27 protein-coding genes are annotated in these 25,654 nt (G+C 40.1%); 2 read left to right on the forward strand and 25 right to left on the reverse strand.

Going from position 1 to position 25,654, the window contains the following annotated elements:
* Positions 1 to 7: 7 nt before the first annotated feature.
* The 19 genes from LD028_RS03670 to cysK all read right to left on the reverse strand — a co-directional run bounded on the left by LD028_RS03670 (position 8) and on the right by cysK (position 19,121).
* Positions 8 to 544 carry an outer spore coat protein CotE gene (locus LD028_RS03670; protein WP_004890648.1) on the reverse strand — a complete coding sequence of 179 codons (537 nt, stop codon included), beginning with the start codon at positions 542 to 544 and terminating at the stop codon, positions 8 to 10.
* 159 nt (positions 545 to 703) lie between these two features.
* Positions 704 to 1,135: a YlbF/YmcA family competence regulator gene (locus tag LD028_RS03675; RefSeq protein WP_237810957.1), complete on the reverse strand. Its 432-nt coding sequence runs from the start codon at positions 1,133 to 1,135 to the stop codon at positions 704 to 706.
* Position 1,136: 1 nt separating this feature from the next.
* On the reverse strand, positions 1,137 to 2,717 hold the full coding sequence (gene miaB, locus LD028_RS03680; RefSeq protein WP_035021064.1) for a tRNA (N6-isopentenyl adenosine(37)-C2)-methylthiotransferase MiaB: 1,581 nt from the start codon (positions 2,715 to 2,717) through the stop codon (positions 1,137 to 1,139).
* A 117-nt stretch (positions 2,718 to 2,834) separates the two neighbouring features.
* The gene (locus LD028_RS03685) at positions 2,835 to 3,701 is read right to left on the reverse strand and encodes a 2-oxoacid:ferredoxin oxidoreductase subunit beta (protein ID WP_237810958.1); all 867 of its coding nucleotides are present in this window, start codon (positions 3,699 to 3,701) and stop codon (positions 2,835 to 2,837) included.
* A 2-nt stretch (positions 3,702 to 3,703) separates the two neighbouring features.
* Positions 3,704 to 5,440, reverse strand: a complete 1,737-nt coding sequence (locus LD028_RS03690; RefSeq protein ID WP_006323457.1) for a 2-oxoacid:acceptor oxidoreductase subunit alpha — start codon at positions 5,438 to 5,440, stop codon at positions 3,704 to 3,706.
* A gap of 202 nt (positions 5,441 to 5,642) precedes the next feature.
* Positions 5,643 to 6,602 (reverse strand): dipeptidase, encoded by a 960-nt coding sequence (locus tag LD028_RS03695; protein ID WP_237810959.1) that lies wholly within the window; start codon positions 6,600 to 6,602, stop codon positions 5,643 to 5,645.
* Between the two features lie 48 nt (positions 6,603 to 6,650).
* A complete protein-coding gene (gene spoVS, locus LD028_RS03700) occupies positions 6,651 to 6,911 on the reverse strand; it encodes a stage V sporulation protein SpoVS (RefSeq protein ID WP_003181955.1) in 261 nt (86 codons plus the stop codon).
* Positions 6,912 to 7,037: 126 nt separating this feature from the next.
* Positions 7,038 to 7,832, reverse strand: a complete 795-nt coding sequence (locus tag LD028_RS03705) for a TIGR00282 family metallophosphoesterase (RefSeq protein ID WP_237810960.1) — start codon at positions 7,830 to 7,832, stop codon at positions 7,038 to 7,040.
* Positions 7,833 to 7,929: 97 nt separating this feature from the next.
* On the reverse strand, positions 7,930 to 9,486 hold the full coding sequence (rny, locus tag LD028_RS03710; RefSeq protein ID WP_004890666.1) for a ribonuclease Y: 1,557 nt from the start codon (positions 9,484 to 9,486) through the stop codon (positions 7,930 to 7,932).
* Between the two features lie 209 nt (positions 9,487 to 9,695).
* Positions 9,696 to 10,733, reverse strand: a complete 1,038-nt coding sequence (gene recA, locus LD028_RS03715) for a recombinase RecA (RefSeq protein WP_041638422.1) — start codon at positions 10,731 to 10,733, stop codon at positions 9,696 to 9,698.
* A gap of 107 nt (positions 10,734 to 10,840) precedes the next feature.
* Positions 10,841 to 12,073: a competence/damage-inducible protein A gene (locus LD028_RS03720; RefSeq protein ID WP_237810961.1), complete on the reverse strand. Its 1,233-nt coding sequence runs from the start codon at positions 12,071 to 12,073 to the stop codon at positions 10,841 to 10,843.
* Between the two features lie 22 nt (positions 12,074 to 12,095).
* Entirely contained in the window at positions 12,096 to 12,674 is a 579-nt protein-coding gene (pgsA, locus tag LD028_RS03725) for a CDP-diacylglycerol--glycerol-3-phosphate 3-phosphatidyltransferase (protein WP_004890673.1), read from the reverse strand.
* A gap of 29 nt (positions 12,675 to 12,703) precedes the next feature.
* Positions 12,704 to 13,588 carry a helix-turn-helix domain-containing protein gene (locus LD028_RS03730; RefSeq protein ID WP_237810963.1) on the reverse strand — a complete coding sequence of 295 codons (885 nt, stop codon included), beginning with the start codon at positions 13,586 to 13,588 and terminating at the stop codon, positions 12,704 to 12,706.
* 9 nt (positions 13,589 to 13,597) lie between these two features.
* On the reverse strand, positions 13,598 to 14,389 hold the full coding sequence (locus LD028_RS03735) for a DUF3388 domain-containing protein (protein WP_237810964.1): 792 nt from the start codon (positions 14,387 to 14,389) through the stop codon (positions 13,598 to 13,600).
* A gap of 179 nt (positions 14,390 to 14,568) precedes the next feature.
* The gene (locus LD028_RS03740; protein WP_004890680.1) at positions 14,569 to 14,817 is read right to left on the reverse strand and encodes a DUF3243 domain-containing protein; all 249 of its coding nucleotides are present in this window, start codon (positions 14,815 to 14,817) and stop codon (positions 14,569 to 14,571) included.
* 65 nt (positions 14,818 to 14,882) lie between these two features.
* A complete protein-coding gene (ymfI, locus tag LD028_RS03745; protein WP_255706462.1) occupies positions 14,883 to 15,596 on the reverse strand; it encodes an elongation factor P 5-aminopentanone reductase in 714 nt (237 codons plus the stop codon).
* Between the two features lie 6 nt (positions 15,597 to 15,602).
* On the reverse strand, positions 15,603 to 16,883 hold the full coding sequence (gene yfmH / locus LD028_RS03750; RefSeq protein ID WP_237810966.1) for an EF-P 5-aminopentanol modification-associated protein YfmH: 1,281 nt from the start codon (positions 16,881 to 16,883) through the stop codon (positions 15,603 to 15,605).
* The gene (gene yfmF, locus LD028_RS03755) at positions 16,880 to 18,157 is read right to left on the reverse strand and encodes an EF-P 5-aminopentanol modification-associated protein YfmF (RefSeq protein WP_237810967.1); all 1,278 of its coding nucleotides are present in this window, start codon (positions 18,155 to 18,157) and stop codon (positions 16,880 to 16,882) included. The genes yfmH and yfmF overlap by 4 nt, the downstream gene beginning before the upstream one ends.
* A gap of 46 nt (positions 18,158 to 18,203) precedes the next feature.
* The gene (gene cysK / locus LD028_RS03760) at positions 18,204 to 19,121 is read right to left on the reverse strand and encodes a cysteine synthase A (protein WP_237810968.1); all 918 of its coding nucleotides are present in this window, start codon (positions 19,119 to 19,121) and stop codon (positions 18,204 to 18,206) included.
* 144 nt (positions 19,122 to 19,265) lie between these two features.
* On the opposite strand from cysK, the gene LD028_RS03765 reads away from it, so the two are divergent.
* Entirely contained in the window at positions 19,266 to 19,631 is a 366-nt protein-coding gene (locus LD028_RS03765; RefSeq protein ID WP_041638430.1) for a rhodanese-like domain-containing protein, read from the forward strand.
* Between the two features lie 12 nt (positions 19,632 to 19,643).
* Here the strand turns inward: LD028_RS03765 and LD028_RS03770 are convergent, their stop codons facing one another.
* Genes LD028_RS03770 through LD028_RS03785 form a run of 4 tightly spaced genes read right to left on the reverse strand, consistent with a single transcriptional unit; the run spans position 19,644 to position 23,220 of the window.
* The gene (locus tag LD028_RS03770) at positions 19,644 to 21,788 is read right to left on the reverse strand and encodes a DNA topoisomerase III (protein WP_237810969.1); all 2,145 of its coding nucleotides are present in this window, start codon (positions 21,786 to 21,788) and stop codon (positions 19,644 to 19,646) included.
* Positions 21,789 to 21,835: 47 nt separating this feature from the next.
* The gene (gene yidC / locus LD028_RS03775) at positions 21,836 to 22,585 is read right to left on the reverse strand and encodes a membrane protein insertase YidC (protein ID WP_370642770.1); all 750 of its coding nucleotides are present in this window, start codon (positions 22,583 to 22,585) and stop codon (positions 21,836 to 21,838) included.
* 20 nt (positions 22,586 to 22,605) lie between these two features.
* A complete protein-coding gene (locus LD028_RS03780) occupies positions 22,606 to 22,893 on the reverse strand; it encodes a hypothetical protein (RefSeq protein WP_237810971.1) in 288 nt (95 codons plus the stop codon).
* Positions 22,894 to 22,932: 39 nt separating this feature from the next.
* On the reverse strand, positions 22,933 to 23,220 hold the full coding sequence (locus tag LD028_RS03785; protein ID WP_006323413.1) for a MerR family transcriptional regulator: 288 nt from the start codon (positions 23,218 to 23,220) through the stop codon (positions 22,933 to 22,935).
* Positions 23,221 to 23,409: 189 nt separating this feature from the next.
* On the opposite strand from LD028_RS03785, the gene LD028_RS03790 reads away from it, so the two are divergent.
* Positions 23,410 to 23,586, forward strand: a complete 177-nt coding sequence (locus LD028_RS03790; protein WP_171700079.1) for a hypothetical protein — start codon at positions 23,410 to 23,412, stop codon at positions 23,584 to 23,586.
* 122 nt (positions 23,587 to 23,708) lie between these two features.
* Here the strand turns inward: LD028_RS03790 and LD028_RS03795 are convergent, their stop codons facing one another.
* Together LD028_RS03795 and LD028_RS03800 are read right to left on the reverse strand one after the other, a co-directional pair.
* Positions 23,709 to 24,563, reverse strand: coding sequence for a TIGR03943 family putative permease subunit (locus LD028_RS03795; RefSeq protein ID WP_237810972.1), 855 nt, complete (start codon positions 24,561 to 24,563; stop codon positions 23,709 to 23,711).
* A gap of 12 nt (positions 24,564 to 24,575) precedes the next feature.
* Positions 24,576 to 25,550 carry a permease gene (locus tag LD028_RS03800; RefSeq protein ID WP_237810974.1) on the reverse strand — a complete coding sequence of 325 codons (975 nt, stop codon included), beginning with the start codon at positions 25,548 to 25,550 and terminating at the stop codon, positions 24,576 to 24,578.
* Between the last annotated feature and the right edge of the window lie 104 nt (positions 25,551 to 25,654).

The raw sequence follows: 25,654 nt of genomic DNA on the forward strand, positions 1-25,654 counted from the left end.
AAACTTCCTAGTTTTTATTGCTTCCTTCTTGAAGAAGCTCTTCATCTAACTGTTCTAATTCAGCTTCAATATCCTCATCCACTTCTTCAGATGATGTATCAACGACCGCAATCCGTACTTTTGTTTCCCCGATGACCTCAGCGATGAACTCCCGCTCTACTTCCACAGTTACCTTATTTCCAGTTGAAGCAATCGTACATTCTAAACAATTTGGTTGCTGAACAACACGTGCAATCACTTCTTGTTCTTCGCTAATGAGTTCTTCGTTACGATACTTCAACGGAATGACATCGGTATAAGATACCGTTTCTGTGAGCACTTCCGTTTTTGTATTATCGTTGTACGAATACCAAACATTCACATCATACTTTCCATGAATTTCAACACTACGATCCACTTTTTTCGCTTCGTACCGATGATTAATAATCCAACAACCGAGCACGCTCGTTGGACGATGTTGCGCGGAAACGGTATGCGTCGATTGCGTAAACTTTCTCCCTTTTCCCACAACTGCCTTTGTAATAATTTCTCTGTATTGGGACATGAAACAAACCCTCCTCAAAAATGCATTGTTCATTTTATCCTATGCACGAAAAAACTAAAAGTGTACATAAAAAAACAATCATTCCGTATAGTTCATTGTATGCAACTTGTTCGAAATATGTGACAAAAATAAAAAAAGAGCCCACGTGAAATGGACTCTTTAATGGCAATGGCCGCAATGGCTATGTTTCACTTGGGCACCCGTTTCTCCTCGTAACACATCGCCACCTGTCGATGTAATAATTTCATCTGTCACCGTCTTTGAAATCGTGGACGCAACAAGCTGCAACAAATCATTAATTTCTACTTGCGATTGTTTAAATTGTTCTACAATCGGAATGTCTGATAGCTGTTCGTAAATCTCATCAATTTCTGCTTCTACTTTTTTTAACGCTTCAACTTTTCCGTAATGTTGCAAGTTTACGGCTTGTTTTTGTAACGATTTAATTTTAGCAATCATCATGCGTACTTTTTCATTTTCATGAATTTTGGCTTCTGCTTGTTTAAAAATCTCTACTTCTTCCGTTTCAGCAATCATTTTAGCTAATTCTTTTGCTTTTTGGACGATGTCATCCTTTGTATATTTCGCCACGTTATTTCACCTCGATCGTTTCTTCTACCATTTCTCCATTTAATGTCCATGTTTTTGCTTCTGTAATGCGCACGTTTACAAGTTGACCGATCGCAGACTTAGGTCCAACGAAGTTCACAAGCTTGTTTTTACGTGTATATCCAGCGAGAACGTCTGGGTTATTTTTACTTTCTCCTTCTACTAATACTTCGACAACTTGTCCCTCATATTCCTTCATTTTTTTCGCAGAAATTTCGTTTACTAATGCGTTTAAGCGTTGTAAACGTTCTTTTTTCACTTCCATTGGCACGTTATCAACCATTTTTGCTGCCGGTGTTCCTTCACGTGGCGAATAAATAAACGTAAATGCAGAATCAAATTCGACTTCGCGATAGAGCGACAACGTTTCTTCAAATTGCTCATCTGTTTCATTCGGGAATCCGACAATAATGTCTGTTGTAAGCGCCACACCTGGAATGGCCTCTTTAATTTTACGAACAAGCTCTAAATATTGTTCACGTGTATATTTACGCGCCATCATTTTTAACACTTCACTACTTCCCGACTGTACAGGCAAGTGAATGTGCTCAACTAAATTCCCACCTTTTGCTAACACTTCGATTAAACGATCATCAAAATCACGTGGATGGCTTGTTGTAAAGCGAATGCGCGGAATATCAATTTTGCGCAGTTCGTCCATTAAATCGCCAAGACCATATTTCATATCAGTAAAATCTTTTCCATACGCATTCACGTTTTGTCCTAAAAGCGTAATTTCTTTATACCCTTGTGCAGCTAAGTGACGTACCTCTTGAATAATATCTTCTGGGCGACGGCTACGCTCTTTACCGCGTGTATACGGAACGATACAGTACGTACAAAACTTATCGCAACCGTACATAATATTAACCCACGCTTTAATATTTCCTTTGCGCACTTTCGGCAAGTTTTCGATGACATCGCCTTCTTTTGACCATACTTCAACAACCATTTCTTTTGACATATAGGCTTCTTTCAAAATATATGGAAGACGATGAATATTGTGCGTGCCAAAGATCATATCAACGTATTGGAATTGCTTCAAAATTTTATTGACGACTGATTCTTCTTGCGACATACAGCCGCATACCCCAAGCAATAAATCCGGGTTATTTTGTTTGAGTGGCTTTAAATGTCCAATTTCCCCGAATACTTTATTCTCTGCATTTTCACGAATGGCACACGTATTTAACAAAATGACGTTGGCATCCTCTGGGCGATCCGTTGGTTCATAGCCGAGCGCCATAAAAATTCCAGCCATCACTTCTGTGTCATGTTCATTCATTTGACAGCCGTACGTACGAATGTAAAATTTGCGACCGTTCCCCATGCCACGAAACTCTTCTGGAATAGAGAAATCTTTATGATATTTCACTTCCTCTTTTCCACGTTTTTTCGCTTCTTTTAAAGATGGAGGAACAAATACAGTTGAAAAATATTTTTCATAGTCTTGACTCGTTTTTTGCTTGAGACGTTGCAAATTTTCATCCAAAGCGGATTTTTTGTCCGTTGGATGATCTGTTTCAATTTGTGCTGTGTACTGTAAACGTTGTTTTTCGTTCATCATAATTCTCCTTTCTTTTGTTCATAGACGCACACTAACATAGTATATTATTTTCTGGACTTTTAAACAATGTTTTTTCCATGAAAAAGAGGATGGCTTTCACCACCCTCTTTTTCCTTACATAAACTCAGCTACAAGCTGATCAAATTTTTCCTTGCTCATTGTTAAATCTGCTTCTGCCAATGGTTTTTCGCTATAACCAGGCACAAGATCTTGATATGATTTGCGCTCTTTATTTTGATAAATGAGCCCTGTAACAAGCCCTTTATGTTTCATCAACGTTTGCATCGCCATTTCGCGGTTAGATGGATCATATTCTTCAATGGAACTTAAGCTCGTTAAATTGTCTTTAAACCAGTCGTATGTGTTTACTTTATTGTATGTGACGCACGGGCTGAATACGTTAATGAGCGAGAATCCTTTATGCTTTATGCCTTCTTCGATTAATTGCGTCAACTCTTTTAAATCACTAGAAAAGCTTTGAGCGACGAATGTAGCCCCTGCTGTCAACGCCATCTCCATAATCGACAACGCTGGCTCAACGGATCCTTGTGGTGTACTTTTCGTTTTAAATCCGACTTCACTACGTGGTGATGTTTGTCCTTTTGTTAAGCCGTAAATTTGGTTATCCATAACGATGTACGTAATGTCGATGTTACGACGAATCGCATGGATTGTATGCCCCATTCCGATCGCGAATCCATCACCGTCACCACCAGCAGCAATGACAGTCAAGTCACGATTGGCCATTTTTACCCCTTGAGCAATTGGAAGTGCCCGACCGTGAACACCGTGGAAACCGTATGAGTTAATGTAGCCAGAAATACGACCGGAACAACCAATTCCAGAGACAACAACAAGCTCATGTGGTTCAAGTCCAACGTTGGCAGCCGCACGTTGAATAGCTGCTTGCACAGAAAAGTCACCACAACCTGGACACCAGTTCGGTTTAATGTTATTTCGGAAATCTTTAAATGTCGCCATGTTTAAAACAACTCCTTGCATTTTGTATAAACTTCGTGCGGTAAGAACGGGTTGCCATCATATTTCAACACGTTAAATACTTTCTCAGCATGTCCAACGTTCATTTTTAAAATGTTGGCAAGTTGTCCTGTTGCGTTATTTTCAACAACAACAACTTTTTTTGCTGATTGCACAAGTGGCAACATTTCTTCCGTTGGGAACGGATGAATGAGACGAACGTGAGCATGATTCACCTTGATGCCATCTCGCTCTAGACGTTCCATCGCTTCCTCAATCGCTCCACGCGTTGAGTTAAACCCAACGATTAACACATCGGCTTCTTCATGCTTCACATGTTTATGAACTGGTGTCGGGAATTGAATATGTTTCAACTTGCGCAGACGCTTATCCATTTGTGCAATACGGTTCGCTGCTACTTCAGAAGGACGGCCTGTTTCATCGTGCTCAACGCCCGTCACATGGTGAATACCGTTTTTCATTCCTGGTAATACACGCGGTGACACGCCATCTTCCGTCACTTCATATCGTTTAAAACAACCTTTGTCTGGAATTTCAGGGAGTTCTCCCGTAACAAGTTTGCCACGACGAATTTCAATTTTATCGTATTCTAGCGGCTCAACTGTTTGTTTACCTAACGAAAGTTGCAAGTCTGTTAAAACGATGACTGGACATTGATACTCTTCTGCAATGTTAAACGCTTCAACCATATCGTAAAACGCCTCTTGTACAGTACTTGGCGCCATGACTACTTTCGGAATTTCTCCGTGTGTTCCGTAAATCATTGCCATTAAATCGGACTGTTCTTGTTTCGTCGGAAGACCTGTACTTGGACCACCGCGTTGCGTATCAACAATGACAATTGGCGTTTCTGTAATTCCAGCTAATCCGATCGCTTCCATCATAAGCGAAAGACCTGGTCCGGCCGAAGCTGTCAACGTGCGAACACCCGCATAGTTTGCACCAATAGCCATTGTACAAGCTGCAATTTCGTCTTCCGTTTGAATGACTGTACCACCAAATTGTGGAAGCTTCTTAATTAAGTATTCCATAATCTCTGACGCTGGGGTAATTGGATACGCTGCCATAAAACGAGCGCCACCCGCAAGTGCACCAAGCGCAATCGCATCGTTTCCAATCATAAACATTCTCTTTTTGCCGTCCGCCTTCTCAAGTTGCATGAGTTGAATGTTGTCACCAAGTTGTTCACGCATAAACTGAGCGCCCGCTCTGATCGCTTCCATGTTTTTGGCAACAACCTGCTCGCCTTTGCGACCGAAAATCTCCTGAACGACCCCTTCATATACGCTAATATCAAGACCGAGTACAGCGCTAGAAGCTCCGACTGCAACCATGTTTTTCATTAATGCTGTTCCTAATTCTGTTGCAATATCTGTAAATGGAACCGCATACAGCGTAGCTCTTGACTCGTCTGGAATCGTTGGATTAAACTTTGCATCGGCGATGACGATTCCACCTTGACGTAACTCGTGAAAGTTAAAATCAATTGTTTCTTGGTCAAAAGCTACTAATATATCAAGATCATCGGCAATCGAACGAACTTGCGTTGTGCTAACACGAATTTTATTGTTCGTATGACCACCTTTAATACGAGATGAAAAGTGGCGATAACCGTATAAGTAGTAGCCTAGTCGGTTGAGCGCAATGGAGAATATTTCTCCCGTACTTTCAATACCTTCCCCTTGTTGTCCTCCAACTTTCCATGAAAGTTGACTAATCATGTCTTACACCCCTTTAAAGTTCCATCAATTGTAACGTAACATTGTACGATTATAAGTGTAGCACTTTTCCAGAAAAAGCTCTACCATTTCGCTTAATAAATTTTTTGAAAAATTTCATTTACTAAACGCTTTCATTCTAGCCCTATTGAAAAAAAATTGCAACATATTTGTTACAAAAATGTGAATTGTTCTTCCGAATTTTTTATTGCGGGATTCGCTCATAAAAATTACAAAACAAAAATTTTCTCACTTGTTCCTCTTTAAAATGCTTCAGCAATTCATTAATGAAATGAGTATAATGCGAAACATTAGCTAATTGGTCAACCGTTTCAAAAATGCCATCGAAGTCAGATCCAAACCCGATATGGTTTTCCCCGCCTAACGAGCAAATATAGTCGACATGACGCAATACATCTGTCACTGTTGTCGTTTGCGTATCATGACGTAAAAACTGCGGAACGAATGTCACACCGATCACCCCATTTTTCTTAATCAAAGCTTGAATCTGGTCATCGCGCAAATTGCGTGGGTGCGGGCAAAGCGTATACGCATTTGAATGTGAAGCAATCGGATAATGAGCCAACTCAATGACATCCCAAAACGCTCGTTCACTTAAATGCGACACATCTGTCCAACATTGTTGTTCGTTCAATAAGTGGACAACTTCTTTCCCGAATTTCGTTAAACCTCCCCCTCGTTGCTCAAATGCCCCATCCGCTACCATATTTGCATCATTCCATGTTAAACCGACAGAACGAACGCCAAGCCGAAGAAGTGTGCGCAATTGCGTTAAACTTTCACCAATGGCTTCACACCCTTCTAATGTGAGCATGGCTCCGATTTCATTTGGTTGTAACTGATCAATTTCTTTTTTTGAACGAACTACTTTCATATTTGGTTGTGACACAACTTTCTCATAAAAATAATCAATCATCTCTAAAGCTACAAAAAAGCGCGATTCTGGCCTTACATGCTTTGGGATGTAAATAGCAAATCCTTGTACTGTTACACCCGCCTGCTGCAATCCATCGTACGTGACATGTAGCGATGAGCTTCGCTCAAACGATACATCTTGGTCACAAAATAGTTGATATAAAACGTCACAATGAGCGTCAAATATACGCACAACGACCCCTCCATACGAAAATTCGCTCTGTAGCATATGATAAAAATAACCTGTTTGCTATACAAGCAAACAGGTTTATGTGCATTAACGCGGTTCAACAATAAGTTTGATTGCTGTCCGCTCTTCTCCATCAATTTGAATGTCTGTAAACGCAGGAATACAAATGAGATCGACTCCGCTCGGTGCTACGAATCCTCGCGCGATCGCTACTGCCTTCACGGCTTGATTTAATGCACCTGCACCGATCGCCTGAATTTCAGCTGCACCGCGTTCTCTTAGCACGCCAGCAAGTGCACCAGCTACAGAATTAGGATTAGACTTTGCTGAAACTTTTAATATTTCCATTTCTAGCTCCTCCTTGTTTCTAACAATTGCTTGTAGAAAATTCGTACTGTTTACTATATATTCACCTCTGTTCACTCGTATTCCTGCTATTTATATGTATTTTTTAGAAAAATCTAAAAAGAGAGACTAGTCAAAATATGGGTGGTCATCATTAATCATAATTCGTTGAATTGATTTCGTTCTCCCGCTTTTTTCATCTATATCGATAAGCACAGCATTCAACTGCGCGCGCCCCGTCGTCACTTCGAAACGAACCGGCAAGCCCGTTAAAAATTTACGTAATACTGCCTCACGATCCACACCCAAAATGCCATCGTAAGGACCTGTCATACCGACATCAGTAATATAACCGGTGCCGTTTGGCAAAATACGAGAGTCCGCCGTTTGAACGTGTGTATGCGTACCAACGACAGCGCTTACTCGCCCATCTAAATACCATCCCATCGCTTGTTTTTCACTCGTTGCTTCCGCATGAAAATCTACCAGAATGACAGGAGTTCGTGCGAGCGCCATTTCTACTAACTCATCTGCTTTTTTAAACGGACAATCAATCGCTGGCAAAAACGTCCTCCCTTGCAAACTGATGACCGCAACCTCATATCCCTCTGCTTGAATAAATACAATTCCTTTTCCAGGTGTACCTGCTGGAAAATTTCCTGGACGAACAAGTACTTTCGCTTGATCAATAAACTCAAATATTTCACGATTATCCCACGCATGATTCCCAAGGGTTACTACATGCACTCCTATTTCTAAAAAGCGCCGATATATTTTTTCTGTTATTCCTTTCCCACCAGCAGCATTTTCACCGTTGATAACAATCACATGTGGTTTATATTTTGCTTTTAACTTCGGGACGTATTCATCAACCATTTTTCTTCCCGGTTGTCCTACGACATCACCGATAAATAATAGTTTCATCGTATTACCCTTTCTATACTCATGATTTCTATTTTTCAGTTTCGCACAAAACAAAGCTTTTATCAATACGAAAAGCTACTCCAAACGAGGAGTAGCTTTATTTCGCGTATTCAACAGCTCGCGTTTCGCGAATTACTGTAACTTTAATATGACCTGGGTAATCAAGCTCTTCTTCAATGCGCTTGCGAATGTCACGCGCCAAACGATGCGCTTCCAAGTCATCGATCATATCTGGTTTCACCATAATGCGAATTTCGCGTCCAGCTTGAATTGCATACGACTTTTCAACACCTTCATACGATTCAGCGATTTCTTCAAGCTTCTCAAGTCGACGAATATAGTTTTCTAACGTTTCGCTACGAGCACCTGGCCGAGCAGCAGATAAGGCATCCGCAGCAGCAACAAGCACAGCGATAATCGACGTCGGTTCCGTATCGCCATGATGGGAAGCAATACTGTTAATGACAACCGGATGTTCTTTATATTTCGTTGCGAGCTCTACACCAATCTCAACATGACTTCCTTCCACTTCATGGTCAACAGCTTTCCCGATGTCGTGAAGAAGGCCTGCTCGTCTTGCAAGCATTTCATCTTCACCTAACTCAGCTGCCATCAAACCAGCTAAGTATGCAACTTCCATCGAATGTTTAAGAACATTTTGTCCATAGCTTGTACGGAATTTCAATCGACCTAAAATCTTAATTAAATCTGGATGCAATCCGTGAACACCAACTTCGAATGTTGTTTGTTCTCCCACTTCACGAATATGTTCATCCACTTCTCTTCTCGCTTTTTCAACCATCTCTTCAATTCGCGCCGGATGAATGCGCCCGTCTTGAACAAGTTTATCTAACGCAATCCGTGCCGTTTCACGACGGATCGGATCAAAACCTGATAAAATGACTGCTTCCGGCGTATCATCAATAATGAGATCAATACCTGTTAACGTTTCCAACGTACGAATGTTACGTCCTTCGCGTCCAATAATTCGACCCTTCATTTCGTCATTTGGCAAGTTTACAACAGATACGGTCGTTTCGGCAACATGGTCAGCAGCACAACGTTGAATAGCGAGCGATAAAATTTCTTTTGCTTTTTTATCGGCTTCTTCCTTTACTTTCGCTTCTGCTTCTTTGACCATGAGCGCGATTTCATGAGAAAGCTCTTTTTCTACACGATCCAAAATGATTTGCCGTGCTTCTTCACGAGTCAAGCTAGAAATACGCTCAAGCTCTGCTTGTTCCTTTCGAACGAGTTCTTCCACTTTGCTTTCCATCTCTTCAATATGCTGTTGTCTTTCATTGAGAGAATTCTCTTTTTTCTCAAGCAACGCTTCCCGTTTGTTTAAAGATTCGTCCTTTCGATCGAGATTCTCCTCCTTTTGTAACAAGCGGTTTTCCTGTTTTTGTAATTCACTTCTTCGTTCGCGAATTTCTCGTTCTGCTTCCACGCGAAGTTTGTGAATCTCATCCTTTGCTTCAAGGAGCGCCTCTTTTTTCAATGCGTCTGCTTCTCTTTTCGCTTCTTCAATCATTTGCTTGGCAGCTGCTTGTGCACCGCCAATTTTTGCCTCGGCAATGGATTTACGAACAAAAAAGCCAACAACTGCACCGACGACTAGGGCAAGCAAAGCGGAGATGATCGTTTCACCCATTATCCTCACCTCCTCTTGCTATAAATTCGTTACTTCATCAATGTCGGCATGTACATTGCACCCATTCAACATACACTTCAAAATTGTCAAATATACATGTACATTTTAAAGGTGACCTTCCATATTGTCAAGGCTTGTCATTGCGGGAAAGCGCTTCATATGGTTGAATCTTCTAAAATAAAGAAAAAAGAGACACAACGTGCCTCTTTTTACTCTAAGAAGTCTAAATCATCTTCACGTACAGGTGTCGCTGATGCACCTGTCGTAATGCCATAATGTTGGCGAATTTCACGTGCAATTTCTTCCATGATATGTGGATTTTCTTTTAAAAATTGTTTTGCGTTTTCTCGTCCTTGTCCCAGTCTCTCATCTTTGTATGAATACCAAGCACCGCTTTTTTGGATGATATCGAGTTCAGCACCCATATCAATAATTTCGCCTTCTTTTGAAATCCCTTCCCCATACATAATATCTACATCTGCAGTTTTAAATGGTGGCGCCACTTTATTTTTAACGACTTTAATTTTCGTTTTATTTCCAACCATATCATTGCCTTGTTTAATTTGCTCAGCACGACGCACTTCTAAACGAACAGACGCATAAAACTTCAATGCACGACCACCAGGGGTTGTCTCGGGGTTCCCAAACATAACCCCCACTTTTTCCCTTATTTGGTTAATGAAGATGGCGATCGTTTTCGATTTGTTGATAGCGCCTGATAATTTACGTAGCGCTTGGGACATGAGCCGTGCTTGTAATCCAACGTGAGCATCGCCCATTTCCCCTTCAATTTCTGCTTTCGGAACAAGGGCTGCAACGGAGTCAATAACAATAATGTCAACCGCTCCACTACGCACAAGCGCTTCAGCAATTTCTAACGCTTGCTCTCCTGTATCAGGCTGTGAAAGCAACAATTCATCAATATTAACACCTAACTTTTCAGCGTAAACAGGATCTAAAGCGTGTTCTGCATCAATGAACGCCGCTTGACCACCTTGCTTTTGTACTTCAGCAATCGCATGAAGGGCAACTGTCGTTTTACCCGAAGATTCTGGACCATAAATTTCAATAATACGCCCGCGCGGATATCCTCCTACTCCAAGCGCAATATCAAGTGCAAGAGAGCCGCTTGATACAGTCGAAATTTGACGATCTGTTTGCTCTCCTAGCTTCATAATAGAACCTTTTCCAAACTGTTTCTCAATTTGCTTTAACGCCTGTTCTAATGCTGCTTGACGATCGTTCAAAGAAACTCCTCCTTTATACTTACAAAAAATAAAGCAGTGACTGCTACTTATTACTATACATGTTTTCTGTTTATTTGCCAAGAAAAAAACGAATAGATGTTCGTAAATCAATGCAACAATTGTAGTAAATAATAACAACCATATTTTGCCGTACGCATCCGAATGGCTTGACGATCACCGGATAATGTAAGTGCAAACGTTTTTGTCCCTCGTTCTGTGGCAATCCCTATCCATACTGTTCCTACTGGCTTCCCTTCCAAATCGTCCGGTCCTGCGACGCCTGTAAAGCTTATACCGATATCACTTCGACAAAGTTTTCGAACATTTTCCGCCAACGATTGTGCACATCGCCCGCTCACTGCCCCCTCTGTTTGTAATATTTCTTTCGGCACATGAAGCACATTTTCCTTTATTTCATTTGTATAACATACAACCCCTCCTACTATGACAGAAGAAGCTGTCGGAAGAGCAGTCATTTCCTTTAAAAACAACCCCCCCGTTAAGCTTTCAGCAACAGCAAGTGTCTTATCCTTTTCTTTTAACGTCGCTAACAGTTTGCTAAACAACGTTTCATCATTGTAACCGTAAAAATAAGGGCGAACACGCGCTAAAATATTTTCCTCTACCTCGTCAATCAGCCGCTTCGCTTCTTCTTCACGTTCATGCTTTGCTGTCAAGCGGAGAGTCACTTCACCGTCAGACGCAAGTGGAGCAATCGTCGGATTCGTTTGCGCATCGATCAAATCTTCAATTTCTGTTTCTAGCTGTGATTCCCCGATATGAAAAAAGCGAAGAACACGCGAAACAATTTTTTCGCGAACGTGACGCTCTTGCAATAAAAAAGGACGTCCATATTTCATGAACATCGGTTGCATTTCTTTTGGTGGCCCTGGAAGAAGCATATACGTCACATGATCAACAACAAGTGCCATTCCAGGAGCCATCCCATGTTCATTTTTTAACACGTGACTTCCTTCTAACACAAGCGCCTGTTTTCGATTGTTTGGGGACATCGGACGATTTGTTTTTGAAAAATAATCACAAATGGATTGCCATGCTTCTTCGTCTAAAACGAGCGATTTATTTAACATCTTTGCAATCGTTTCTTTTGTTAAATCATCTTTCGTCGGTCCAAGTCCCCCCGTAAAAATAATCAAATTCGAGCGTTGCTTTGCTACTTCAATCGCATGTGTAAGCCTTTGAGGATTATCTCCAACAACCGTATGGTAATATACATCTATCCCTATTTCAGCTAATTGTTGAGATAAAAATTGAGCATTTGTATTTGCAATTTGGCCAAGTAAAAGCTCCGAGCCAACGGCGATAATTTCTGCTTTCATCCTTCTCCCATCCCCTTTTTATTTACTTCGAGTGACGAAATGCGTGTTTATTTTTAACAAAGTAATCCCATCCTGACCAGATTGTGAAAATGAGCGCAATCCATAAAGAAATGTCTGCAAACGGAAACGACAGCAGGGAGAAAGGAAGATTGTGCAAAAGAAGGGCGGCGATCGCTACAATTTGCGTCCACGTTTTAATTTTTCCAAGCATGTTCGCTGCCACCACTTCCCCTTCCCCTGCTAACACGAGCCGCAATCCGGTTACTGCAAATTCACGACTAATAATAACAATGACCATCCACGCTGGCGCCAAATCCAATTGAACGAGCGCAATGAGCGCAGCCGATACAAGCAATTTATCCGCAAGCGGGTCAAGAAATTTCCCTAAATTCGTTACTAACCCATATTTTCGTGCATAGTATCCATCAATCCAGTCTGTTGTTGATGCAATAATAAAAATAAGGGCAGCAACAGCGTGTGTCATTGGCAATTGCTCCGTTCCGATTTGAATCATACCTAAGTCAATCGGTGCCAATAAGAAAATGAGGAAAAAAGGAATAAGTAGCATTCGGGCAATTGTAATTTGATTCGGTATATTCACAGTACTAACCTCCAACACGTCATACAACATCATTGTTTTTTATAAACAATCGTAATATCTTGACGAACGTGATCACTTGGATTAACAGGGTATTCAAGTGTTTGTCCGTTTATTTTCACTTCTGTATTTAATGTTTGTCCGATGACTAACAACACTTCTGTTTCGTTCGTCAAATCGAACGTTTCAGCTTGATTAGCATACATCATTTTTCGTGTGAATGCTTTGCCTTTCCCATTTTTCACTTCAATCCACGCATCACCCTTTGTTGCAATGTCAATGATCAACTGTTCCCCTGTGACTTCAAGTGTCGATTTTCGACCATTCGTGTCTACTACTTTAATCATTGCTGCCGATGGTTGCTCTTGTTGCTCTTGCTCTTTTTCTAGTTGCTGTTCGTTCTGTTTTTCAGATTGTTGTTCGTTTTGTTTTTCAGGCTGTTGTTCGTTCGCCTGCTCAGATTGCTCAAATTCTGTCTCCTCATTTATCACTTGCTCTTGCGGTTGTTCATCCATCGTTCGGTTTTGAAAGAAAAACCATAGAACAACTGCTACTCCAACAGCTAACATACCGATTAAAATTTTGGGGAGGATATTCAGTACTTTTTCACCTTGTTCTGATAATTGTCGCGATTTAACACGCGATAATTCGCCAGGAAGTTCTTCTTGCTGGGCATTTGGAATTTCGTTTGCGTATTGTTCAAACAGCTCTTCGGGATCAAGGCCGACCGCTTCAGCATACTGACGAATAAATGCGCGAACATAAAACTTCCCAGGCATAATCACATAATTTCCTTGTTCAATTGCGATCAAATATCGCTTTTGAATTTTAGTGATTTCTTGTAAATCATCTAAACTCATATTGCGCTGTTCTCTCGCTTCTTTTAAACGCTTCCCTAACTCTGTCAACGGAAACACCTTCCATCTTTAAAAGTCGATATTCGAAAAACCGTCGTTGCCGAAGAAAGAAGATTGGTCAACAAGATCGTACGTAATTTCCTCATCTGCATCATGACGCAATTCAATAATATAATCAAAATCATCAAGTTTATATTCCGTATGCCTTACAAAAATATCGGGATGTTCAATCACTTTTGTTGCTGGTAATCGCATCAACTCACGAATCAGTTGCCAATGCCGTTCATTTGAGCGACGTGTTGATACAATCCCATCAACAATAAATACATTATTTTCGTTATACTCATCTTCAATTAATTGGCTACGGACTGTTTGCTTAATTAACGTAGAGGAGACAAATAGCCAACGTTTATTCGCACATACGCTCGCAGCCACAATCGATTCCGTTTTTCCAACGCGCGGCATGCCACGAATGCCAATTAACTTGTGGCCTTCTTGCTTAAATAACTCAGCCATAAAATCGACAAGCAATCCTAATTCGTCACGAACGAACCGAAACGTTTTTTTATCGTCGGCATCACGCTGAATATAACGTCCATGCCGAACGGCGAGACGGTCGCGTAGCTTCGGTTCGCGCAACTTCGTCACCGTGATATCTTCCATCGTTGCCAAAATGGATTGTAGCCGTTCAATTTGCTCATGACTCTTGCACAACAAAAGCATCCCTCGACGTGAATCGTCCACCCCGTTAATTGTGACGATGTTAATGGACAACATACCAAGTAGCGATGCAATATCCCCTAACAATCCCGGACGATTTATATGTATTTCATATTCTAAATACCATTCTTTTTTTTCCATATACCCCTTCTCCCCTTTACGTTACACGATACGATCCTAAAGCAACGCTTTGTCGAAACACGCATGTATGTTTATTTTACCATCTGAATGCGAGAATGAAAAGGACGGACAATTGTTTTTTGTGAATAGATAAACATAGTAAAACAAGCTGGCGGATATCACCAGCTTGCCCATATTACTTACTTATTTTGTACAAGTTTAATCATCATGTTGGCTATTGCATGTTGCTCTTGCTCATTTGCTACGTGCCACAAATCAGCAAGTACACGCTCTTCCGGGTTTTTCGGATCGACTTGTTTCGCCAAGTAGTCGCCAATCTGATAAGCGATATCCGAAATGACTTGTTGGTTCATCCCTTGCGCTTCCGCTTGATGAAGACGATCAGCTAAAAAGCTTTTCCATTGCTCAAAATTATCAAGAACAGACATATGCAAACCTCCTTGAAATTCGTTTCAAGAACAGTTTGCCTCATGAAACAAAAAATTATGCTTGCTTAACAATACCAACCGCCATTGACGGATAAAATTTGTCCTGTAATATACGATGCATCGTCAGAAATTAAAAACGATACCGCTTTAGCTACATCTTCTGGTTTCCCGATTCTCCCGAGTGGAATCTCGTTCGCTAACGCTTCTAACTCTTCTGCAGTAAACTCCTGAAGCATCGGTGTATCAATGGCTCCTGGAGCAATGGCATTTACTCGTATGTCGCTTGGCGCAACTTCTTTCGCTAACGCTTTGACGAACGTATTTTGCGCGCCCTTCACCATCGAATACAATACTTCGCATGACGCCCCTGTGAGTCCCCAGATCGATGAAATGACAACAATTTGTCCGCGACGTCGCTGAATCATAGAGGGCAACAACCGTTTCGTCAATAAAAACGGACTTGTCACATGCAACTGTACCATGCGCTCGACTTGTTCGTCAGTCATGTCCGTCACCAGCCCATATGTACTCATTCCACTATTATGAACGAGCACGTCAATTGGATGAAAAAGAGACGACACTAACGTATCAACTCCAGAAGAATTGGACAAATCGGCTTGAATGGCATATATGTCTGTTGATAATTGCTTCATTAAAGATTGAACAGATTGTTCATTTTTGCAGTAATGCAAATATAATCCATAACCTTCTTTTGCGAGTTGTCGAGCAATTTCCTTTCCAATTCCCCCACTCGCTCCCGTAATTAAAGCATATTTCATCACATTTCACCTTTTCGGAACAACTTGACATACCGTAAACTGTTCGGGTACAAAACATTCACGGGCTACCGCTTTTATATCATCCGATGTCAATGATTGTAACGCCTCTACAACATCGAATAAACTCATTTGGTCGAATGCGTAACGAGTAAATTGATTCGCAATATACTCAAGCGAATTCAACGATCGTAAAAACGAGCCAATTTTTTTTCTTTTCATCCGCTCCACTTGTTCATCACCAATATCGGAAAACTGCACAAGAATGCGTTGAATTTCTTCTGCTAATTGATCAGGTTGCGATGTATCACCGCCAACTAAACCGAACCCAAAATCACTTTCTTCTGTATAATCAACCATAAATGTTTCATCAATTAATCCTTGTTGATATAGCCGCTCATAGTGCGATGAACTTTTTCCAAACAAATGATCAAGCAATAATCCCATCGCGCATTCATGTTTTAATTTTTCTTTTCCTTTTGTATATACATTTTTCGCCTTTATACCAACGAGACATTTAGATGTCTGTACATTCATTTCAATGACATGTTTTTCACAGGCGACATGGGATGGTTCTTCATAGTGAAATCGCTCAATGTCTGTTGGCGAACGGAACGTTTTTTTTGCTTGATTTGTGCGAATTTGTTCGAGTATAGTCAATGGATCAACTGGACCGGTAACAAACAACAACATATTACTCGGGTGATAAAACGTTTCATAGCATTCATACAATAAGTCTTTCGTAATATGTGAAATCGACTCCACTGTTCCTGCAATATCAATTTTTACAGGATGATTGTGATACATGCTTTCAATTGTTCCGAAATATAGACGCCAATCCGGGTTATCGTCATACATACGAATTTCTTGAGCGATAATCCCTTTTTCCTTTTCGACTGTTTGCTCTGTAAAGTATGGCTCTTGAACAAAATCAAGTAAAGTTTCTAAGTTTTTTTCTACATTTGTCGTACTCGAAAATAAATAGGCGGTGCGTGTGAAAGATGTAAAAGCGTTCGCTGATGCCCCTTGCTTACTAAATATTTGAAATACATCGCCATCTTCTTTTTCGAACAATTTATGCTCTAAAAAATGAGCGATGCCATCCGGCACTTTTTTCATACTCGTTTTTCCATATGGAGTAAAATAGTTATCCACCGAACCGTATTTTGTCGTAAACGTTGCATATGTTTTATTGAATTCTTTTTTCGGTAAAATGTAAACATCTAATCCGTTGTTTAATCGCTCATAAAATAATTGTTCTTGCAACTGATCGTAGCGAATAATCTTCATTTTTTCTCACCTTCCTTCTCTGTTAAAAAATAAATTGTATCTAATTCAATTTTTTCACCTATACGAACAATATCCTCATACGTCACTTTTTCAATCGCTTCTAACCACTCATCTAATGGACGTTGCCGCGTCGCGATGACGTTATGATAAGAAATTTCAATCATTCCACGCGCTGTATCAACCGTTTCTAATAATTGATTACGAATGACTGCTTTTGTTTGAATAATTTCCTCATCGCTAAATTGCCCGTTACGCATCGCCTCTGCCTGAGCATGAATAATTTCAAGTGCACGCTCATAATTGCTCGGTTCAATTCCTGCCATGACCATCATCATTCCTTGGTGACTTTCGATACGCGAAGCTGCATAATAAGCTAAACTTGCCTTTTCGCGCACATTCATAAACAATTTTGAATGTGCAAACCCACCGAAGATCCCATTCCATACTTGTAACGCATCGTAATCTGCATCGTTGTATGTCGTATTTGTTCGATAACCAAGATGTAGCTTTCCTTGTTTCACATGTTGTTTTTCTACAACTTCTTGCACGCTTGTTCGTTTTGTTAACGTTGTCGTTTCAGTTGAACGTAAAGAACGAGCTTCTAACGGAAAACGTTCCACAACATCATGTTCTACGTCCGTTAACGCCACATCTCCGACAATGTATAAGTCTATTTCATCGTGTTTCAGCATGTGTTCGTAATGTTTATATAAACGTTTAGCATCAATTGTATCAATATCGCTCAGTTTACCGTGAACATCGAGTGCATAAGGCGAACCTTTATACATCTCTTCGATGAGTCGATGTTGAGCATATCGCATTTTATCATCAAACAACGATTGTATTTTTTGTTTCAATGCCCGTTTTTCTTGCTCAACAATCGCAACAGAAAATCCACCTTGTTCAGTAAGTGGGCGAAATAGTATGTCGCTAAAGAGGGTCAACGCTTCCCGTAATAGTGGAGATGTGGTGCCTAAAAATTTTTCGTTTGCCACATCCATTCGAATCGTAATAATATGATTTTCTCCTTTTTTCGCTAAATCGACTTGTAACGTAGCACCATATAGTTCGTCTAAATATGTACGTAACGCTTTCATCGACGGATGTCGCTCGGTAGCGTTTTGTAACACATACGGAATAAGAGCTCGCATCGTTACATCTCGTTCACATAACGGTGCTTTCATCTTTAATACGAGCGTATTCGTCTTATATTTTTTCGTCGGAATGACATGAAGACGAAGGCCTCCTATTGTTTTTACTTCTTCTCGGAACATACAATCACTCCTTTTTATTTCATAGCCTCGACAATTTTTCTCTCTCTTATCCGTTAAATAAATCGGAGGACAAATATCGCTCTCCTGTATCTGGTGCCATACAAAGCACACGTGCGTCTTTCGGGAGAGTTCGCGCCACTTGAACCGCACAAAAGGCAGCTGCCCCAGCTGAAGCCCCTACTAAGATCCCCTCTTCTGCAGCTAATCGCCGCGCCATCATCTGTGCTTCTTCATCTTTGACAAGCAAAATATCATCATACACCTTGCGATTTAAAATAGGCGGAATAAAACCTGGTCCAGTGCCTGGAATTTTATGTGGCCCCGGCTGTCCTCCAGAAAGCACGGGGGATCCGTATGGTTCCACTACATAAATACGCAAATGAGGGAATGTTTTCTTCAACTCCTCCCCTGTTCCTGTTACCGTCCCCCCTGTTCCTGCTGTAAGCACGAACGCGTCAATTCCTTCTGGAAATGCCTCTACAATTTCAACTGCTGTACTTATTCGGTGAGCATCTGGATTTGCTTTATTTTCAAACTGCATGGGTATAAAACTGTTTGGAATACTCTCCGCAAGCCGATACGCCTCATCAATCGCCCCTTGCATGCGCAAAGCTGCAGGGGTTAAGTGAACTTCCGCACCATATGCTTTTAATAAATTCACCCGTTCCTTTGTCGCATTATCTGGCATCGTGATGATGCAACGATAACCTTTCGCTGCGCATACCATCGCTAACCCAATTCCTGTATTCCCTGATGTTGGTTCAATAATCGTGCTTCGAAAAGGGACAATTTTTTCCTCTCGCTCGGCCTGCTCAATCATTCGTTTAGCTGCACGATCTTTTACACTTCCACCTGGATTGAACGACTCAAGCTTTATATATACACTTGCTCCCTCCCGAAAAACAACCCGATTGAGCTTAACAACGGGCGTATTTCCAATCAAGTCGATGATAGATCCGCACATGCTCTCTCCTTCTTTCCATGTAAACCTTTTTTCCTATTGTACTACATATAGACATAACAATGGTGTCGAAACGTTTGAAGAAATCGAAAAAATAAGCTAGAATACACATATGGGTATTTGATTATATGCGGAGGCGATAATTTCATGCAAAAATGGTTTTCTTTTTTATTTACATTTCTTTTCATCATAAGCGGATGTGCACAAAACCGTTATACAAACATTTCTGTCGATGAAGCTGCACAAATGATGCAAAAAGAGGACGTTGTTGTGCTCGATGTCCGTACAGAAGAGGAATATGCTTCCGGTCATATTCCTGGAGCTATTTTATTACCTTTACAACAGCTTCCAGATCGTGTAGATGAACTGAACAAAAACAAGACGTATATTGTCGTTTGTCGTTCCGGTAATCGCTCAGCGCAAGCAAGCGAATTGCTAGTAAAAGAAGGCTTCTCAAGTATATATAATATGACCGGCGGTATGAATGAGTGGAAAGGCGAAGTTGAAAAATAGGAGGGAAGCCTCCTATTTTTCAAACGAAAACGATATACGTTTTTCTTTTTCATCCCATATAACCGCAGCATTAAATGTGTTTTCTCCCTTTTTAAACCCTTTGATAACACTCGTTTTTCCTTCTGCTAATAATTTTTTGACGTTTGCTTGTGAGATCGATTTGCCCAATATCGTTTTTGAAATAGTAAATGAGCACTTTGTTTTTGCATAGTTGACACAACCGTAAAACGAACCTTTATCAATGACCGAACCCCCACAAAGCTTGCAAACCCCGACATGTTTTCCGATCGTTGTTTTTTTCTTCCGCTGAATCGAAGTGGTATCTAGTCCTTCAAATGACCAATGATTTGCCACTTGTACCGCATCGGTCACAATTTTCGCTGCCAATTTTTTCACTTGTTCCATAAATACTGTGGCCGATGCTTTTTCTTCACCAATTTCACTTAATCGTTGTTCCCATTTTGCTGTCATTTCAGGAGACGCCAAAAGGTGCGGGCCGATTGCGTCGATCAATACTTTTCCTTTATCAGTTACATATACTTGATTATTTTTTATCTCAATATAGTTTCTCTGTTTTAGCGTTGTAATAATGGAGGCGCGGGTAGCTTCCGTCCCAAGTCCTTCTGTTTTCGCTAATACTTTCTCCAGTTGTTCGTCATCTAAAAACTTCCCTGCTGTCTTCATTAACGTGATCAGTTCACCTTCTGTATATCGCTTTGGCGGCTGTGTTTTTCCTTCTTTCACATACACATCATATACCGTTCCTTTTTCTCCACTTTGTACATTCGGTAAAAGTTGTACATCATCATCTTGTGACATAAGGACGTCCCGCCATCCTGCTTGTATTTGTTTCTTTCCTTTTGAAATAAAGCGAGCACGTCCATCGACAACGGTTACAATCGTTGTATAATCAAATATAGCTTCTTCACTATGAGCAGCAATTAATCTCCGAACGACAAGGTCGTAAATATTTCGCTCATCCTGACTTAACTTTGTCAAATTCGGCACTTGTTCAGTTGGAATAATGGCATAATGATCTGTTACCTTCTTTTCGTTTACATAACGTTTATTATGTAAAATCGATTCGTGAACGAGTGGAAAATAAGGAGCATACTCTTCCTTTTGTGAAAGTTGTTTTAAGATATGTGGAAATGTTTCCGCTTCTCCTTTAGTTACATATTGTGAATCGGAGCGTGGATACGATACATATCCTTTTTGATATAGTTTTTGTAATATATCTAACGTTTTTTGTGGCGAATATTTAAACCGCTTGTTTGCCGTTGCCTGCAATGTTGATAAATTAAATAAAAGCGGCGGTAAAAATGTTTTTCGCTCACATACAACTTCTGCTACCTCTACTTGTTTTCGTCTGCAAAACGCGCTCACTTTCTCAGCAAGCTCTCGATCGTATGTGCGCGTCTCATTTTCGTGCCACCACTTTCCCTCGTATCGTTTTCCGTCCACATCAAATGTAGCAACAACTTCCCAAAACGGCTCCGAGCGAAACTGTTCAATTTCTTTTTCTCTTCTCACAATTAGAGCAAGCGTTGGCGTTTGTACACGTCCAACGGAAAAGACATCGTTCATTCCCCTTTGTTTCAATAAAATCGTATACACCCTCGAGGCGTTTATACCGACAAGCCAATCTGCACATGTTCGCGCATACGCTTCCTCGTATAAAGGACGTGTCTGTTTTTCATCCAACAACTGACGAAATCCTTGTTCAATGGCTTTCGGTGTTAAAGATGAGATCCAAAGCCGTTTGATCGGTTTTTTTACACCACTCATGTAAATAATGTTTCGAATGATTAATTCCCCTTCCCTTCCTGCATCACCAGCATGAATAATCTCAGTCACTTCCGGCTTACGAAGCAATTGTTTAATGATCGCAAACTGTTTCGCCTTTTTTCGATCAATCTCGTACTGAAAACGATCTGGAATGATTGGTAACGTATCAAGTGTCCACCGCTTCCAACTTGCTTCATACGTTTCCGGAGGAGCTAATTCAAATAAATGTCCAACCGCCCATGTCATATAAGCACCTTTCGGAAACATCTCATTCGGTAAAATTTCAATATATCCTTCTCGTTTTTTTGTTTGAAAAATCGAGGCAAGCGTCATTCCTTGATCAGGTTTTTCAGCAATAATAACTTTCATTTTTTTCACCCCTTGACGAAAAGAAACCTGCTCAACTAGCGAGCAGGTTATTTGGCAGTTTCTACTTGATGCTTCTTCCATTGCGCACGCATCACAAGCGACTGAATAATCGAAAAACATCCACCAACGACCCAATATAGCGATAAAGCGGAAGGGACAGAACTTGCCCCCATAAAAATCATCACAGGCATAATATATGACATCATTTTCATTTGTGTCGCTACTTCTGTTGTTGTGGCAGATGGAGATAAACGCATCGAAATAAATGTCGTTAAACTTGCTAATATCGGCATAATGAAATATGGATCACGATGACCGAGTTGCATCCATAAAAATGAATGTAGTTTAATTTCTTCTGTACGCGAAATCGCGTAATATAGAGCCATGAAAATAGGCATTTGAATAAAAATCGGCATGCAACCGCTCATCGGATTGACACCATGTTTTTGGTATAGTTGCATCATTTCTTGTTGTAGCTTTCGTTGTGTCTCCATATCTGTTCCTTTATATTTTTGTTGCAGTTTTTGCATTTCTGGACGAATGCGTTGCATCGCAATATTTGTACGAAATTGTTTAATCATGAGCGGAAGCAACCCAAAACGGACAACAATCGTCAACGCAATAATTGCAAGCCCATAATTTTCTTGAAATGCGTGTCCAAGCATCAGTAATAGCTTTGACATTGGGTAAACAAAATAATGATCCCATACACCTTGACTATGCTCTGTAATCGGTACATTTCGATTGCATGCACTTAACAACAACACAAAAAATAAAATAGTCCATTTTTTCACGATATAGCTCCTCCTTGTTTGTTTTATGATAAGCAAACAAGGAGCATCCTTCCTTCTTCATCACTCGCATAAGACTGCTCGTTTATTGGGATTTTACGTTGTTGAAACGTGACAAAACGTATGTGTAATGGCGTATATGTGTATGCATCGCTCATCTTTTTGCAACCGTTCATATCGTATGTGACGAAGCGTTGAATAGTGACGGGGTAATTCGCTTGTCGCTTCACATAGCACGTCATCGCCACAACGAACATACTGAAGAGCGATACATACGTAAATACATCGAATGAAAACTCCATAAACATGACCATTCCCCTTCCACCATCAATTATAACATGGAAAAGAGAAAATTACATGCGAGAACGAAAATGAGCGTTGATTTGTCCTTTTCTCATCGTTTCACGAATTTCTTTCATCATTTCATAGCGAATTTCCCGTGTTTGCACTCCTTCCTCTCGTTTGTTTGCAATCTCAACGAGCCATTCAACATCCGCGAAAGAATACTTTCTCGTCCCTTTTGACCGATCAGGAAAAATAAGTTGGCGCTCCTCATAATACCGAATTTGTCTCGGTGACAAACCTGTTAACTCACTAACAATACCAATTGAAATAACTTTTTTATGTTTATACGATTCCATCCTCATCCCCCTCATGCACGTTATATTTTATAACATTAATATACTGTATTTTATGAATATTGAAATGAATTTTGTTATAAAAAGTAACAAAACTTATTATTTATGTTATGAAAAGTAACAAAAGTGCTGTTTACAACATAGAGAAGAGATATAATGATTATCAAATAAATGACGGAAGGAGGAAAGGAAATGGGAACCCTTCTGCAAATAACGATGAAACAAAAACAATTTTATATCGACAAACTGCATGAAGAAGGAGAAATACATCATTGGACATTAACAGAACTGCGAAAAAAATATGAACAACTTCGAAAGGAGATTGCCGATGGAAAAGAAAGCTATAGATTTAGCAAAACAAATTATTGAGCTTGATCTGCAGCGAGATGCGATATTCGAGCAACTACTTGCACTGTTTGGCGATCACGCCTATGAAATATTGCGGCATATACAAAACAAGTATTAAAGGCTCTTAGCGACAGCAAGAGCCTTTAATACTCATATACGTACGGTTGCTCTGGCGCATTCACAATGGTGACACTTGGATTTATGATTACAGGAACAAATCTCTCTCTGTATGTCGTTTCATCAATAATTCCTTCAACCTTTACCCATGTATCGTTTTCCCACTTTGCTGCCTCGTCTGTTTTTACTAATATCCCATAAACTGTTGCATCAGCCACACAACAAGTTAATCCATACCGCGCAACAACGAACTCATTTGCAGTAAAATCACGTTCCCGAAATACAAATCCTGTAATTTCAATTCTTTTTCCAATCATTGTATCGATTTGTTCGTTAATAAAGTTTAATGTTGATACGTAATTGCCATCGTTTACAACAACTGTTTGCGCCTCTAATAAATCTTCTTTTAACTGTTCTTGTTCTTTAACTTTTTCCGCACCTTGATTTTGCATAATATTTTCGATTTGTTTATCAATATTTTCCATATATCCTTCTGGATCTTCTAAAAACTGTTCAACGATCTGTTTATTTTCTTTACTTATTTCTCTGCCACCTAATTGTACACCACGTTTAGCTGCCAACGAGCTATCTAGTACATAATTTGAAAACATAAAACCGATAAGCAAAGGAACAATAAATACTCCATACACCCGTATGCTTTGTCCAGCCGTTCTCGGAACATGATGCCCACCTTCACAATGATGACACCCCCCCACTTCTTCCTTCATCCATATTTTTATACTTCCAACTAGTAAAAGTGTGAACGTTGCAAAATAAATAAAGGGTAACATTTTAGGAGCGATATAGTTTGTCACGTTCCCGCTTAATAATAATTTGATAAATAATAAAGCATATCCGCATAACAAAACACCTCGAATCATCATCATCCCTCCTCATCCAATGAAATGAAATATATAGATGCACACATACACAACAGTCGTCACAACACCGATAAATATAACGACAAATATCCGTCGAAAATACGCAAGCATCATTAACGTATTTTTAAAGTCAATCATTGGGCCATATATTAAAAATGCTAACAAAGCCGCTGGCGTAAATGTCGATGTAAACGATGCTGCAACAAACGCATCTGCCTCTGAACAAAGTGACAACACATAAGCAAGTCCCATCATTAAAATCGGACCAATTATTTCATGTTGTCCAACTTCAACTAATATTTCACGATTAATTATAACTTGAAAGAAACTAGCGACAAATGCGCCAATAATTAAGTAGCGACCGACATCAAAAAATTCATCAACTGCGTGTGTCAACGTTGCTGTTAGTCGACTATTTACATGATGGTGTGAATACTTAATTGACTTTAATGGCACATGATTCCGAAAAATAACATAAACGATCAAGCCAATAATCAAAGCCGCAACAAACGCAATTACCATTCTTCCATAAACGATAGACATATTTGAAGAAAATGCATAGTACGTAGACGCAAATACAACAGGGTTTAAAATCGGTGCCGTTACCATAATAACCACCCCTACATGAAGCGGCATTCCTTTTGAAATGAGTCGACGAACAACAGGAATAATGGCACATTCACAAATAGGTAGCAAGGCACCAACAACTGCCGCTGGAACAAGTGCAACTAATGGACGGTTCGGAATCCACTTTTGTATCATCTGTTCCGAAACGAACGTCTGAATTAGTGAAGAAGCAAATACACCGAGTAAAATAAACGGAATAGCCTCCAACAAGATACTTAAGAAAATGGTTCCTACTTGCAAAGTAAATGAAGGAACATTTACTCCCTTAACAAGAACCTCCCCAAATAAAAATAAGACCATGATCAATATAAACAATATTAATGACGCTAAATCCCTTTTTTTATCAACCACTTTCTCCATATGCACCCTCCAAAAAAGAATGATTCTTATTTTCTTTATATGCTTGTCTATCTTTTAACATACAACTTTTTTCTTGTCAAAATAAAATCCCGAATAGATGAACA

Origin of the sequence: Anoxybacillus sp. LAT27 (assembly GCF_022030075.1) — a bacterium.
Lineage (GTDB): Bacteria > Bacillota > Bacilli > Bacillales > Anoxybacillaceae > Anoxybacillus > Anoxybacillus kestanbolensis.

Bases quoted from the DNA above. Each gene is read 5' to 3' on its own strand.
- LD028_RS03670 (WP_004890648.1), bottom strand. From the start codon at position 544: ATGTCCCAATACAGAGAAATTATTACAAAGGCAGTTGTGGGAAAAGGG.
- miaB (WP_035021064.1), bottom strand. From the start codon at position 2,717: ATGAACGAAAAACAACGTTTACAGTACACAGCACAAATTGAAACAGAT.
- LD028_RS03685 (WP_237810958.1), bottom strand. From the start codon at position 3,701: ATGGCGACATTTAAAGATTTCCGAAATAACATTAAACCGAACTGGTGT.
- LD028_RS03690 (WP_006323457.1), bottom strand. From the start codon at position 5,440: ATGATTAGTCAACTTTCATGGAAAGTTGGAGGACAACAAGGGGAAGGT.
- LD028_RS03695 (WP_237810959.1), bottom strand. From the start codon at position 6,602: ATGCTACAGAGCGAATTTTCGTATGGAGGGGTCGTTGTGCGTATATTT.
- spoVS (WP_003181955.1), bottom strand. From the start codon at position 6,911: ATGGAAATATTAAAAGTTTCAGCAAAGTCTAATCCTAATTCTGTAGCT.
- LD028_RS03705 (WP_237810960.1), bottom strand. From the start codon at position 7,832: ATGAAACTATTATTTATCGGTGATGTCGTAGGACAACCGGGAAGAAAA.
- rny (WP_004890666.1), bottom strand. From the start codon at position 9,486: ATGGGTGAAACGATCATCTCCGCTTTGCTTGCCCTAGTCGTCGGTGCA.
- LD028_RS03720 (WP_237810961.1), bottom strand. From the start codon at position 12,073: ATGAAAGCAGAAATTATCGCCGTTGGCTCGGAGCTTTTACTTGGCCAA.
- LD028_RS03735 (WP_237810964.1), bottom strand. From the start codon at position 14,389: ATGGAAAAAAAAGAATGGTATTTAGAATATGAAATACATATAAATCGT.
- LD028_RS03740 (WP_004890680.1), bottom strand. From the start codon at position 14,817: ATGTCTGTTCTTGATAATTTTGAGCAATGGAAAAGCTTTTTAGCTGAT.
- ymfI (WP_255706462.1), bottom strand. From the start codon at position 15,596: ATGAAATATGCTTTAATTACGGGAGCGAGTGGGGGAATTGGAAAGGAA.
- yfmH (WP_237810966.1), bottom strand. From the start codon at position 16,883: ATGAAGATTATTCGCTACGATCAGTTGCAAGAACAATTATTTTATGAG.
- yfmF (WP_237810967.1), bottom strand. From the start codon at position 18,157: ATGTTCCGAGAAGAAGTAAAAACAATAGGAGGCCTTCGTCTTCATGTC.
- cysK (WP_237810968.1), bottom strand. From the start codon at position 19,121: ATGTGCGGATCTATCATCGACTTGATTGGAAATACGCCCGTTGTTAAG.
- LD028_RS03765 (WP_041638430.1), top strand. From the start codon at position 19,266: ATGCAAAAATGGTTTTCTTTTTTATTTACATTTCTTTTCATCATAAGC.
- LD028_RS03770 (WP_237810969.1), bottom strand. From the start codon at position 21,788: ATGAAAGTTATTATTGCTGAAAAACCTGATCAAGGAATGACGCTTGCC.
- LD028_RS03780 (WP_237810971.1), bottom strand. From the start codon at position 22,893: ATGGTCATGTTTATGGAGTTTTCATTCGATGTATTTACGTATGTATCG.
- LD028_RS03785 (WP_006323413.1), bottom strand. From the start codon at position 23,220: ATGGAATCGTATAAACATAAAAAAGTTATTTCAATTGGTATTGTTAGT.
- LD028_RS03790 (WP_171700079.1), top strand. From the start codon at position 23,410: ATGGGAACCCTTCTGCAAATAACGATGAAACAAAAACAATTTTATATC.
- LD028_RS03795 (WP_237810972.1), bottom strand. From the start codon at position 24,563: ATGATTCGAGGTGTTTTGTTATGCGGATATGCTTTATTATTTATCAAA.
- LD028_RS03800 (WP_237810974.1), bottom strand. From the start codon at position 25,550: ATGGAGAAAGTGGTTGATAAAAAAAGGGATTTAGCGTCATTAATATTG.